Below are 14,383 nucleotides of genomic sequence, written 5' to 3' on the forward strand. Positions count from 1 at the left end.
GATAAGGAAAAGCATGCCCGTACATTCTGCCATCACCCCCGGTTTTCACGCCGTCCACGCAAACCATCTCGAAGACCTGCGCCGGGCGGTGGTGTTTATCTGCCAGCAGAACCCACTGCCGCCGCTACAGAGCGAGACGTTTCTGGTGCAGAGCAACGGTATTGCCCAGTGGTTGAAGCTGGCGCTGGCAGAAAAGCGTTCAGAAGATGGCAGCGAAGGTGGTTTGGGCATAGCTGCGGGTATGGATTTTCTGTTCCCCGCGCGTTTTATCTGGCAAGCCTACCGGGCCGTACTGCCGGATGGTGAGGTGCCGGAGCAATCCCCCTTTGATAAGCGCCGATTGGTGTGGCGGCTGTATCGGCTACTACCGGAACTGGTTCATACAGACGACGTATTCAACCCGCTGGCGCGCTTTCTGGAAGGCAGTGATACGGATTTGCGAGCATTCCAGTTGGCCGAAAAAGTAGCGGATTTGTTCGACCAGTATCAGGTGTTCCGCGCTGACTGGCTGGCCGCCTGGGAGCAGGGCCGGGATGTGGTGATCACCGCTCGCGGCGAAGAAAAGCCGGTTGAGGACGATACCCTTTGGCAACCGATGCTCTGGCGCAAGCTGGTGGAAGACACAGGCGCTGAAGCCCACACCAGCCGTTCGCAGATTCACACACGGTTTATGGCTGAAGGTCAGCGAATTACTGCGCCTGCTCATCCGAGCCGTTTGCCCAAGCGCATCGTAGTATTCGGGGTTTCGTCGCTGCCGCGCCAAGCTTTGGAAGCTCTATATGTGCTGAGCCGTTTCAGCCAGGTGGTACTGTGCGTTCACAACCCGTCGCAGTTCTACTGGGCGGATATTGTCAGCGACCGCGAATTACTGAAAGCCGAACGCAAGCGAGGCAAGGTTCACCAGACACTGTCGAAGATTGAAGATGCCGACCAGCTGCATCAGCACGCAAATCCACTGCTGGCAGCTTGGGGAAAGCAGGGCCGGGACTACATTCGTTTGCTGGATGAATTCGACAATCCGGATGAGTATCGCGCCAGCTTCCAGACGCCAGATCAAAAGATCGATATCTTCTCCGAACACGGATCGGATCAGGCTCCCTGCCTGCTGCATCAGCTTCAAAATGACATCTACAATCTGACGCCCCTTCAGGAAATCCGGAATGAACAGCGCGAACTCGATCTGGATCACGACCATTCCATAGCCTTCCACGATGCCCACAGCCCGCAACGGGAAGTGGAGATTCTGCACGATCAGCTGCTGGCTGCCTTCAACGCAGATGCCACTTTGCGGCCCCGGGATGTGATGGTGATGGTGCCGGATATCAACGTCTATGCGCCCCATATTCAGGCGGTGTTTGGTCGCTACACTTCCGGCCTCAAGCGCCACATTCCGTTCACCATTTCCGATCAGGGCCAACGCCACCACGAGCCTGTGTTGATTGCCCTGGAAACGCTCATGTCGTTGCCCCGCAGCCGTTTCGGGGTGAGTGAGATCATCAGCCTGCTGGAAGTGCCCGGGGTTCGCGATCGCTTTGAAATTGCCGAAGAGGAAATCCCCTTGGCACGGCGCTGGGTGGAAGGCGCTAACATTCGCTGGGGCCTGCACAGTGCTCACCGGGAAAGTCTTGAACTACCTGCCGGTCTGGATCGCAACACCTGGCAATCGGGCCTGCGCTCCATGCTGTTAGGTTATGGCATGGGCGACGATGAGCCTTGGGCAGGTGTTCAGCCCTACGGCGAAATCGGCGGGCTGCAAGCCAGCCTGGCTGGGCGACTTGGCGAGTTTGTGTATCGCCTGGAAACCTTATGGCAAGAGTTGCAGGCAAGCCGCACACCCCAAGAGTGGGAAGAACTCTTTTCCACCATGCTGGAGCAGTTTTTCCACAAGGTAGAAGGGCATGATCTGTTGCTGCTGAACCGCTTTCGCCGGCAGCTGGAGCAGTGGCTGGAAGACACGATGGCCGCAGGGCTGGATGAACAATCGCTACCGCTGAATATCGTGAAGGACGTTTTACTGGAAGGCCTGGATGAGGGCGGTCTGAACCAGCGCTTTTTGGCCGGCAAGGTAAACTTCGCCACACTCATGCCCATGCGTGCGATTCCCTTCCGTAAAGTGTGCCTGCTGGGCATGAACGACGGGGACTACCCGCGCTCGCGGCCACCAGTGGATTTTGATCTAATGGCTCAGGATTACCGGCCGGGTGATCGTTCTCGCCGGGAAGACGACCGCTACCTGTTTCTCGAAGCCATGCACTCAGCCCGCGAGCAGCTGTACATCAGCTGGGTAGGGCGCAGCATTCGCGACGACTCGCCGCGGCCACCGTCCGTACTGGTCGGCCAGCTGCAAGATCATCTCGACAGCTTGTGGCAGGTGCCAGGAAAACCAAAGGATTCCGTAACCGCCGCACTGACCACCAGCCACCCGCTGCAACCGTTCAGCCGGGATTATTTCCCCCAGGTACAGCATGCGCGCAGCCTGTTCACCTACGAGCACGAATGGCGCGGCGCTCATGGCAACGAAGCAGAAGAGCGGCGCGAGCCGCAAACGGCCCTGCCGTATCAGCAACCCGAGGAACCCATCACCCTCAACGATCTCGCTGGCTTTCTGAAAAAGCCTGTGGATACGTTTTATCAGCGCCGTTTGCAGGTGCGTTTCGAGGATGTGGAAGACGACGACACGGATAACGAGAACTTTGAGTTGAACGGCCTTGATCGTTGGCGCCTGGATACCGAACTGATTGAGCAAGGTCTTCTGAAAGCCAGTAATGAAGACGACCTGCACGAGCGGCTGGAAAGCACGTTGGATCGCATGGCACGGCGTGGCGACCTGGGTATGGGCGTCACCGAACACAGATTGCGCAGCGACCTCTCCGGCCGCTTGCCGGATCTGTTCCAGCGCTATCAAAGCGCACTGGCGGAATGGCCCGAAACGATCAACGAGCCGTTAACGTTTGAGTACAAGCTGGCCAACAGCACCGGATCGGTAGAGGTGCTGGACTTGATTAACAACCTGCGCCGCAACCACGAAGGCAAGATCTGCCGGCTGGTTATCGCCGGTTCCAGCTTGCTTACCGGCAGCGGTAGCAGCAAAAAGCTCCGCTACGCCAACCTGATGCGGGACTGGGTAATTCATCTGGCCGGGCAACTGACCACACAACCGTTTGAAACCCTGATTCTGGGCAAGGAAGAAGGCCGGAAAGTACGCTTTGCACCATTACCAAGAGAAACCGCCGCCAAGCATCTGGACGCCATACTGGCGCACTGGATAGAAGCCAGCACCCGCGCGTTACCGCTGCACTGTGAGGCCGGATTTGCCTGGATTTACAGCTTCTACCAGAGCAAGAAATTCCTGGGTGACCACGAACGCGCCATCAGCGATGCCCAGCAGACATACGCCACTGCTTTGGAGCGGGACACTGGCTATTTACGAGGCGCTTTTGAAAGCGCAGAAGCCCTGATGGAAAGCGATGAATTTGAGGCCTTGCTGCACGCGCTTTATGTGCCCCTTTGGGAGGCCGAACAGGATAAATCCGCCGCTGGTCAGATTGAGGGCAAGCTATGACGGCTACAACCGTGACGAAAAACCCGAACCTTGATCCACTGGCGCTTCCCCTGAACGGCAGCAGCCTGATTGAGGCCAGTGCGGGTACCGGAAAAACCTTCACCATCGCCATTCTGTACGTGCGTTTTGTGCTGGGCCACGGACAACCCGAGGGCAGCCCCCTGGCTGCCGGCATGTTGCCGCCCAACCTGCTGGTGGTCACCTTCACTGATGCCGCAACCAAGGAACTTCGGGATCGTATCCGCACCCGGCTCACACAAGCGGCCGAGGTGTTTTCCAGCAATGGAGAAAGCCTCCAACCCACGCCGGAAACCGCACTGATCCACCAACTCCGGGATAACAGCTATCCCGATCCGGCAACCTGGCCGGACTGCCGCAAAAAACTGCTACTGGCCGCCGAATGGATGGACGAGGCTGCGGTGTCCACCATTCACGCCTGGTGTAACCGGATGCTCACCGAGCATGCGTTCGATAGCGGCAGCCTGTTCCGCCTGTCACTGGAAACCGACCAAAGTGAACTGCTCGATGAAGTCGCGCGGGATTACTGGCGCACCTTTATCTACCCGCTGTCGCCAGTACTGATGGACGAAGTGTTGAGCCACTGGAAAACCCCGGACAACTTGCGTGCCGCTGTGCATAACCTGCTTGGCGACGCTGATTCTTTCGACGTCGCCACCGACGATGTTAAGCAAGCCATCGAAGCCACTGTGCAAAAGCGCATGGAGCAGGCTCAGGCTCTGAAAGCCAACCCCTGGGCAGACTGGAAGCCTGAAGTCACCGACATGCTGATTGCGCTCAACAAGAGCAAACGCCTGCACGGTGGCAGCATGAAGCCGATGATTGCCGCCTGGGACACACTGCTGGAGTGGGCCGCCTCCGATGAGCTTTACCCGGAGGGTCTGGACAAAGCCGGTTTCCAGAACCAGACACCAGACATACTGCCCACAAAACTCAAAGGCGAGGGCGATGCACCCCATCATCCCGCTTTTGATGCCATTGCAGAGCTGATCGAATTCAGCCAGAGCCTGCCCAGCGCCGAGGCCGACATTCTCCGGCACGCCAGCCGCTGGATTGCAGCGCGGCTGGAATCGGAAAAGCAAAAGCGCTCGGAAATGGGTTTTGACGACCTGCTCACACGGCTTGACGATGCCCTTCATGGCTCCCGTGGTGATCAACTGGCAGCCACCATTCGTCGCCAGTTCCCGGTGGCGCTGATCGATGAATTTCAGGACACGGATCCGGTGCAATACCGCATCTTCAACCGCATTTACCGGGTTTCAGAGAATCATCCGGATACCTGCCTGCTGATGATCGGCGACCCAAAACAGGCCATTTACGGCTTCCGCGGCGCCGACATCTACACTTACTTGGACGCCCGCACAGGCGCCCGCGACCGCACCTGGACACTGGGCCGCAACTTCCGTTCGTCCAAACCCATGGTGACAGCGGTCAACCGGGTATTTGAACATGGCGACCTCAACAGCCCGGAAGGTGCCTTCCTCTTCGGCAAAGGCGATACCTCACCCCTGCCATTTCAGGGGGTAGACGCCAACGGCACCAAGCGCCTGTGGTCGGTGAATGGCGAGGTACAGCCCAGCCTCACCCTATGGTCACTGGAAAGCGATCAGGAGGACAAAAATGGCAATCGTAAAGGCCTCGCTAAAGGCGCTGCCACAACGGATGTAGCCGAAACCTGCGCCAGCGAAATTGCCCGCCTGCTGACACTTGGCCAACAAGGGCTGGCAGGATTTGCTCTCGAAGAGAACAAAGAAGACCTGGAGCCAGTTGAGCCCAAAGACATCGCCATTCTGGTGAATAATCGCAAAGAAGCGGCGGCAGTGCGGGATGCTCTGGGCCAAAGGCGCATCAAGAGTGTGTACCTGTCTGACCGGGATTCGGTGCTTACTTCTCAGGAATCAAAGGAAGTGCTGTGCTGGCTTAAAGCCTTTGCCGAGCCGCGGCAACTGGCCTACGCCCGGGCCGCTCTTGCCACCCCCACGCTCGGCTTGCCCTGGCGCTATCTTGACCAGCTATTGACCGACGAGATGGCGCTGGAGCGGGAAATTGACCGCTTTATGGGCTATCAGAAGCAATGGCAGAGCCAAGGCGTACTGCCCATGCTGCGCAGCTTCCTGATGGACTTTGATGTACCCGGCCGTCTGCTACAGCACCCCGAGGGCGAACGCCGGCTGACCGACATTTTGCACATTGCCGAACTATTGCAACAAGACAGCCTGCAACTGGACGGCGAACATGCACTGGTGCATCACTACACCCAGATTCTGCGGGCGGCAGACGAAGAGGACGAACACCGCACCCTGCGCCTGGAAAGCGATGCCGGTCTGGTGAAAGTGATTACCGTGCACAAATCGAAAGGCCTGGAATATCCCTTGGTGTTCCTGCCCTTCGGCGCAGCCTTCCGCGCTCAAAGCGAAAAACAATCGTTCGTGCGCTATCACGATTACAACTCAAAACTGATCACCGTATTTGATCCAACACCGGAAGACGTTGCCCGAGCAGATCAGGAGCGGCTCGGCGAGGACATTCGCAAACTCTACGTGGCTCTGACCCGCGCCCGCTTTGCCACCTGGGTCGGCGTTGCCGAGATCGAGAATTGGCACCTCAGCGGCCTGGGTTATCTGCTGGGAGAGGAACCTGCAGCGCAACATCCCTTGAGTGAGGCGCTCGCACAACTGGTTAATAGCCACACTGAGTTATGCACAGAACCACTGCCGGCAGCGACAGCATTGCGCTACACCCCAGCCGAACCTGCAGCACTCGGCCCTGCATTAACCTCAACCCGCGAAGCACGTGAAGACTGGTGGATTGCCAGCTACTCGTCACTGGAATACAGCAGTCTCTCTGGCACAGGCATAGCCTTCGCCGGAGAAGTAGAAGACGCCGAAACCCAGAACCTGCTGGAAGAGGGCGCTCACAACCCTGAGGATGAGGACACAGCGATTCTGCTCAGCCACAGCCTGCACAATTTCCCGAAAGGCGCAGGCCCAGGCACCTTCCTGCACGATCTGTTGGAGTGGTGCGTACAACAGGGCCTGCAACACATTGTGGATAACCCCGAACACTTACGTGAACAGCTCATTCGCCGTTGCAGCACGCGGGGCTGGACTGACTGGGTAGATACGCTTGAAAACTGGATACTTGCGCTCATTCGCCAGCCACTGCCATTGAGTCGCAATGGCGGTGAAAGCGTCAGCCTGACCGCCCTTGACACTCTGCGCCCGGAACTGGAGTTCTGGTTTGAGAGTCGTAACGTAAGCACGCGAGCCATGGACAAACTGGTGACTCAACACACCCTCAACGGCGCGGACCGACCGCGAGTGGATGACGGGCGCTTCAACGGCATGTTGAAAGGCTTTATCGACCTGGTGTTTGAACATAACGGGCAATATTACGTGCTGGACTACAAATCCAACTATCTTGGCGATAACGATAGCGCCTACACAGATCAGGCCATGGGCGAGGCGATTCTGGAGAAACGCTACGACCTGCAGTACATCCTCTATCTGCTGGCTCTGCACCGTTTATTGAAGGCTCGCCTGCCGGATTACGACTACGACCAACACATCGGCGGCGCGGTGTATCTGTTTTTGCGCGGCGTGAACGCGCCGGGAGCCGGGGCGTTTACCGACAAACCACCCAGAGAATTGATTGAACAACTGGATGCTATGTTCGATGGCAAGGCAGCCGGGGAGGTAGCGGCATGAGTAAGACAAGGAATACCGAAAACCAGTTTTCCTTTGATCTGGACGAAGCCGAAGACACTGGCCTGGCCTTGGAGCAAACCGAAACTGTTCTGGAGCTTCTGGATAGCTGGCAGCAAGCCGGCTGGATTCGCCCTCTGGATGTACGCTTTGCGCGGTTGATTCAGGATCTGTCGGAAGAGCAGGGCGAAGCACCGCAACCTCTGGTTTTGCTGCTTGCGGCACTGACATCCCATCAGGTTGGCCGGGGCCACGTGTGTGTGGATCTGGCTGATCTGCTAGCCGATGCAAACAGCACTCTCTCCTTGCCAACGGAGGAGCAAGAAAACGCCGACAGCAACCTCAATGGCCCCGAAGAAGTACTGGCTCGCGTATCCACGGAACAATGCTTGGATGCTCTGGGCATGGCTCTGGCGGTAAGTGATGGTTCACATACTACGCCTCTGATATTGAGTGGTACTCGCCTCTACCTGCGCCGGTTCTGGCGTTACGAGCAGCACATTGCCGCCGGCATTCTGCAGCGACTGGCGCAGCCGTCCACCCTCGCAGACCCGTCTTCAGCAGCTGCCATAACACTGAGCAAATCTCTGGACGTACTGTTTAAATCACAGGGTTCTCCGGTGGATTATCAAAAGCTCGCCTGTGCCTTGACCGCCCGCAATCGGTTCGCCGTTATTACCGGAGGCCCCGGCACCGGCAAAACCACCACTGTAGTAAATTTGCTGGCAGCCCTGCAGTCCGTCGCAGGCGAATCCAGCGAGCGGGATGGGCGCAAATACCGTATTCGCCTGGCAGCACCCACAGGCAAAGCCGCAGCCCGATTGAACGAATCGATCGGCGGTGCCGTCAGCCGTCTACCACTGGCGCAGTTGCCAGGGCAAGTGTCTCTGGCGGACATTCCCACCAAAGTGACCACACTCCACAGGCTTCTAGGCAGCCGCCCGGACACCCGCAAATTTCGCCATAACCGCGACAATCCACTGCTGGTGGATATCCTGGTGATCGACGAAGCCTCGATGGTGGATCTGGATATGATGGCATCGGTATTTGACGCCCTGCCGGCCAACGCTCAGCTCATACTGCTGGGCGACAAGGATCAGCTGGCCTCGGTAGACGCCGGCGCAGTTTTAGGTGAGTTGTGCCAGCGCGCGCCAGATGGGCATTACCTGCCCGCCACGGTGCAATGGTTAAAAGCCATCACCGGCACCGACATCCCTGAAAGCCTGCAAAACTCCGAAGGCCAGCCGCTGGATCAGGCGGTGGCCATGTTACGCAAGAGTTATCGTTTTGCCGAAGGCAGTGGCATTCGCCAACTGGCCGAGGCGGTCAACACCAACACCTTGAGCGACAGCATGCTTCAGCAGGCTCGCAGCGCCGGTTTTGAGGATGTCGTGTGGCTGAATGGCAGTACTAACAAACCCTCTCAGGAAGACGCTCAGGCGCTCATCTGCCGCCATGCGGTCAGTGGCAGCCCGGAAGCTTTCCACAATAACGGGGAAGGGCGCATCGATGCCAACAACCAACCTCTGCCACCACCCGTCGGCTACCGTCATTACTTATCCCTGATGCAGAGCCACACTCTGGACGGAAACAGCACAACAGAGCAGTGGGACGAGCTGGCAAGATCCGTGTTGGAGGCCTTCAGTGATTTTCAGGTGCTCTGCGCTCTGCGCCGCGGCCCTTGGGGTGTAGAAGGGCTCAACGAACTCATCGCCCACCACTTGCTCAAGCAAAGGCTGATTCCACGGGCAGAGGGCTGGTACGCCGGGCGCCCGGTGCTGATTACCGGAAATGATTACAACCTGGGCCTGATGAACGGCGATGTGGGCATTACCTTCAGCCTGCCTTGGGGAGCTAGCGACAAGAACAACGACGAGCAACCACAGCCAGTATTACGCGTGGCCTTTCCCAGCAGTGACGGCAGCGGCGACATCCGCTGGATATCACCCAGCCGACTGCAACAATTGGAAACCGTGTACGCCATGACCGTGCATAAATCCCAGGGCTCGGAGTTCAATCACACCTGTATGGTACTGCCAGATCGCCTCAGCCCCGTACTCACACGGGAACTGGTCTATACCGGTATCACCCGTGCTAAGAACTGGTTTAGCCTGATTCCCGGCGATGCCAGCGTGTTCAGCGACGGCGTCGCCCAGAGGGTAGTACGCGCTTCCGGGTTAGCGTCGGTGTTGGCGTCTGGATTGGTGCCTGAGTTGGAGGAGGCAAGCCAAGACTCTGCTGAATCTTGAGAACAACGAACTCTGCCGGGCGCATAGGAGCAAAGCCCACCAACAGATTAACGCGGCCCAAGTCGATATCGCTCTGCGTGGTGGTGCTGGAATCGCAGCGTACAAACCAGGCTTCAGATGCCTTCGCACCTTGAAATGCACCCAGTTGAAATAGGCTGTGCATAAAGGCGCTGACAGCTATCCGTACCTGCGCCCACAAGCGCTCGCCATTTGGCTCGGTCATGGCCAATTCCAGTCCACGGGAAAGGCTTTCCTCAATGAACAGCGCCGTGCGGCGGACGGAGATATATTTATATTCGCTCTCCCCCGAATGTTCAAAGCCGGCCATAGTACGCGCACCCCAGACCATCGCGCCGCCGGCAAATTGGCGCAGCGCGTTGATTCCCTGGGGGTTCGTTATGCTGTTATCGGCACTCGTAATCACATGCTCTAAGCCTGTCACACCCAGAATAGCAGCATCCTTACCCGCCGGTGCTTTCCAGACGCCGCGCTGAGTGTCGGTACGCGACATAATGCCCGCGATGGTGCCGGCCGGATCAATAGGCAAAGTCGAAGAAGCGGCCATGGTACGAGGCCAGTAGATGGCGGCATGGTCGATAACATTTCCGATACGCATCTCTGCAACCCCGGCTGCAGCCTCAGCCGCCGTTTGCCAGTCGCCCTGGGGGTCAACAATCAAAAACGCCCGTTGGCGCTGGCAGAATACGCTAGCCGTGCCCCACAGTTGTTGCCGTTGGTCATCCGTCTGCGCCAAACCCCGAGGCAAGGTCAGTAAATTGAATGTATCTACTTCAGACTCAACCGTACTGAAGGCGTTTTCGTAGTCGACGAGTTCAGGCGTGTTTCCGTCGTCACCTTCAATGCGCACTACGATCGCCTTGGAACCGCCGTTGAGGAAAAACTGTTTAACTTGCAGCGCAATTTCGCCATAAGAAACATCAACGCCGAAGATCTGCTCAAACTCGCCAAACCCTCGAATGATAGTCGGGCGGTTCAGATCACCTTGGCGGGCCATACCGATAAAGAGCGTTATTGATGTCGGCACACCCGCTATGGTGTTCACTCCCGAGGATGTTTCCTCAACATAAACGCCGGGGTATCTCAGACGTGTTGGCATAGTCGTTCCCTGCAAACAATCCATCGAACAGCTTAAACTCACCATAGACCACAATTCTTAGCTCTACATATCGGCCAGGTTAACTTAAACACTCTCCTCTTCTTCATCACTATGTTGTTGCTGCAGCCACAATCGGGCGTAGTAGCCATTCCGCGCCAACAACTCGCTGTGGCTGCCACTTTCCACAATCTTGCCGTGATCCATTACAAGAATCGTATCGGCATCACGCACAGTAGATAAGCGGTGGGCGATAACAAGGGTGGTGCGCTGCCGACTGACTTCGTTCAAGGCATCCAGGATTGCCTGTTCTGAGATGGAATCCAGTGATGAGGTGGCTTCGTCGAGAATCAATAACGGCGGGTTTTTCAGCAACACTCGGGCAATGGCCACTCGCTGCTTTTCACCGCCGGAGAGTTTAAGCCCCCGCTCGCCCACTTTGGTGTCGTAACCTTCTGGCAGACTACGAATGAAGTCGTCCAGCCGCGCCTGTTTCGCAGCATGATGGACCTCCGCTTCGGTAGCCTCTGGCCGGCCGTATGCGAGGTTGCTGTACAGGGTATCGTTGAACAGAACGGTGTCTTGGGGAACCACTCCGATTGCAGAGCGCAGGCTGTCCTGACTCACCTCGCGAATGTCCTGGCCATCGATGGTGATGCTGCCTCTATCCACGTCAAAAAAACGGAACAGCAGGCGGGCGAGGGTGGATTTACCGGCACCGCTGGCGCCTACAACGGCCAAGGTGTGACCTGCAGGAATGGTGAAGTCCACATCCTGCAAAATCGGGCGATCTGAACGGTAAGCGAAATGCACGTGATGAAAGCCTATCTCGCCTTTGTTCACAACGAGCGCCGAAGCCTCGGGCGCGTCTTCAATCGCCGGTGTTTCACCCAGCAATCCAAACAGACGCTCCACATTCACCAGAGACTGGCGAATTTCCCGGTACACAAAGCCCAGAGCGTTCAATGGAATAAACAGTTGAAGCAGATAGGCGTTGATCATGGTGAAATCGCCCAGGGTTATAGCACCAGTGGCAACTTCTCTTACGGCCATAACCATCATGGTTATCATGGCCAAACCAATGATAAGCGCCTGGCCAGAGTTTAGCGCCGCCAGGGACAGACGGTTTTTCAGACGGGCTTTCTCCCAGCCTTCAAGATTTTCATCGTAAAGTTCGGCTTCGAATTTTTCGTTATTAAAATATTTAACGGTTTCGTAGTTGAGCAGGCTGTCGATAGCACGGGAGTTAGACTGATTGTCACGGGCGTTTGCCTCACGCACGAACTTGGTTCGCCACTCGGTGACTCTGATCGAAAAAACCACATACACCACTACCGCGATAAGAATGGCAAACACATAGCTGGCGTTAAACGCCACAAATAGAATGCCCGCCACCATCAGAATTTCCAGCAGGGTGGGAACTATATTGAACAGGGTAAAACGCAGCAGAAAACTAATGCCGGTGGTTCCCCTTTCAATGTCCCGGGCCAGCCCCCCGGTTTTGCGATCGAGATGGAAAGCCAATTCCCGATCATGCAGATGACGGAACACCCGCAGCGACACCCGCCGCATGGCACGCTCGGCAACTCGTGCAAATACTGCATCCCGCAGCTCACCGAACAGCGTGCTGCTAAACCTCAAGGTTCCGTAGGCAACCACCAGCACGATGGGAATCCACAGCAACAGCTCAGCCTCGCGGCCCTGATCCAGATAATCCACTATATATTTCAGCGCCACGGGGGTTGCGACCGTCGCCAGTTTTGCCAGTATCAGGAATGCAACAGACAAGGCTACTCGCCCACGGAACTCGGCTAGATAAGGCCAGAGCCCGGCGATCACTTTCCAGTCGGGCTTGTGGTTAGCGGGGTAATCACTGTCAGCGTATGCGCGCAAGAGACTTCCTTCATTTTTACGGAGAGGACAAGCGTATGATAAGGCCTGTGGATATTACTGCACCTCAACTTCAGGAGTCACATCATTAACACTCGTCACCGGCAGGCCCTGAAACTCGTCATCGGCTTTATTATTCCCTACCGCAAAGCGGTTGCGGGCGCCTTGGTGGCACTTGTCATCACCGCAGGCATCACCCTTGGCTTGGGGCAGGGGCTTAGAATTCTTGTGGATCAAGGCCTGGCTACCCAATCACCCGAAAACCTGGCCCGGGCGGTTGGCCTGTTCTTCATACTGGTGTTGGGGCTGGCTTTTGGTTCCTTCGCGCGCTTTTATCTGGTGTCCTGGATAGGTGAGCGCGTGGTCGCCGATATCCGCAAGCAAGTGTTCAATCACCTTATTGACCTGCACCCGGGGTTCTTCGAGCAGAACCGTGCTCTGGAAATACAGTCTCGATTTACTGCCGACACCACCGTTCTGCAATCGGTGATCGGCTCAACTGTCTCTATTGCCTTGCGCAATGCGCTGATGCTGATAGGTGGTTTGGCTCTGCTGTTCATCACCAACGCCAAGCTCGCCGGGATCATTTTGCTGGGTTTCCCTCTGGTTATTGCCCCCATCCTGTTTTTCGGTCGCCGGGTTCGGCAGCTATCCCGGCTCAGCCAGGACAGGGTGGCCGATGTGGGTAGCTACGTGGGGGAAAACCTCACTCAGATTAAAACGGTTCAAGCCTTCAATCATCAGCCCCACGACCGGCGGTTCTTTTCCGAGGTTTCCGAACGGGCTTTTGAGATAGCCCGAGCCCGTATCACCCAGCGCGCCTGGTTAACCACCTTGGCCATTTCACTGGTGATGGGGGCCGTAGGCATAGTGATCTGGATTGGCGGTCTTGATGTTATCCACGGCCGAATTTCCCCGGGGGAGCTGGCTGCATTTTTGTTTTACAGCTTGCTGGTAGGCGTAGCCGCTGGGGCGATCAGCGAGGTCATCGGTGAACTGCAACGGGCTGCAGGCTCCGCGGCCAGGCTTTTTGAGCTTCTGCAAACAAAGCCGGCTTTTGATCGGCCTGCAGAACAAGGAAATGAATTTCCCGGGGAAATTACCGGAGAAATCACCATCGACGGGCTTAACTTCAGTTATCCCGGTCGGAGCGAACACCCTGCACTGAGCGATATTAGCCTGCAGGTTCGTGCCGGAGAGACTCTGGCGCTGGTTGGACCTTCCGGGGCCGGTAAATCCACACTGTTTGATCTCCTATTGCATTTCTATCAACCCGACAGCGGCACCATTCATATTGATGGCACAGACAGTGCCACGGTTTCTCTCGAGGCGCTCAGAGGATGCTTTGCACTCGTGCCCCAGAACCCCGCTCTGTTCCACGGCACCGTGATCGACAACATCCGCTATGCACGCCCTGGCGCCAGCCAGGGCGACGTAGAAAAAGCGGCTCGCATTGCTCACGCCCATGAGTTCATTGAAAAGTTGCCCGAAGGCTATCACTCACAGCTGGGTGATGCCGGATTAGGGCTTTCGGGCGGCCAGAAGCAACGGCTGGCCATTGCCCGTGCGCTACTGGCCGACGCACCCATTCTGCTATTGGATGAAGCCACCAGCGCGCTGGATGCTGAAAGCGAGAGCTTGATCCAACAAACGATGCCTGCCCTGACATCCGGTAGAACCACTCTTGTGATCGCCCACAGACTGGCTACTGTACGTAATGCGGACCGAATAGCGGTTCTGGATCAGGGTCGCCTGTTAGCCGTTGGCACACATGATGAGTTGATGCAGGAGAACGAACTCTACCGCCGTTTGGCAGATCTGCAATTCCGGGAGCAGTCAGTATGAT

At 56.9% G+C, this 14,383-nt stretch carries 6 protein-coding genes; 4 read left to right on the forward strand and 2 right to left on the reverse strand.

What is annotated here, in order from left to right:
• The first annotated feature begins 13 nt into the window (after nt 1–13).
• Genes recC through recD form a run of 3 tightly spaced genes read left to right on the forward strand, consistent with a single transcriptional unit; the run spans nt 14 to nt 9,533 of the window.
• Complete coding sequence (gene recC, locus Q0824_RS13275) at nt 14–3,562, forward strand: exodeoxyribonuclease V subunit gamma (RefSeq protein WP_298451452.1); 3,549 nt, start codon at nt 14–16, stop codon at nt 3,560–3,562.
• A complete protein-coding gene (gene recB / locus Q0824_RS13280; RefSeq protein WP_298451455.1) occupies nt 3,559–7,287 on the forward strand; it encodes an exodeoxyribonuclease V subunit beta in 3,729 nt (1,242 codons plus the stop codon). The genes recC and recB overlap by 4 nt, the downstream gene beginning before the upstream one ends.
• A complete protein-coding gene (gene recD, locus Q0824_RS13285; RefSeq protein ID WP_298451458.1) occupies nt 7,284–9,533 on the forward strand; it encodes an exodeoxyribonuclease V subunit alpha in 2,250 nt (749 codons plus the stop codon). The genes recB and recD overlap by 4 nt, the downstream gene beginning before the upstream one ends.
• Here recD and Q0824_RS13290 read toward each other — a convergent pair.
• Nucleotides 9,421–10,650 carry a phage tail sheath subtilisin-like domain-containing protein gene (locus tag Q0824_RS13290; RefSeq protein WP_298451461.1) on the reverse strand — a complete coding sequence of 410 codons (1,230 nt, stop codon included), beginning with the start codon at nt 10,648–10,650 and terminating at the stop codon, nt 9,421–9,423. The two genes, recD and Q0824_RS13290, sit on opposite strands and share 113 nt — an antisense overlap.
• 84 nt (nt 10,651–10,734) lie before the next feature.
• Nucleotides 10,735–12,540, reverse strand: coding sequence for an ABC transporter ATP-binding protein/permease (locus Q0824_RS13295; protein WP_298451464.1), 1,806 nt, complete (start codon nt 12,538–12,540; stop codon nt 10,735–10,737).
• Between the two features lie 108 nt (nt 12,541–12,648).
• Between Q0824_RS13295 and Q0824_RS13300 the strand changes: the two genes are divergently transcribed.
• A complete protein-coding gene (locus Q0824_RS13300) occupies nt 12,649–14,382 on the forward strand; it encodes an ABC transporter transmembrane domain-containing protein (RefSeq protein WP_298451692.1) in 1,734 nt (577 codons plus the stop codon).
• Nucleotide 14,383 lies beyond the last annotated feature (1 nt).

Origin of the sequence: uncultured Marinobacter sp. (assembly GCF_947488835.1) — a bacterium.
In the GTDB taxonomy this organism is placed as follows: Bacteria; Pseudomonadota; Gammaproteobacteria; order Pseudomonadales; family Oleiphilaceae; genus Marinobacter.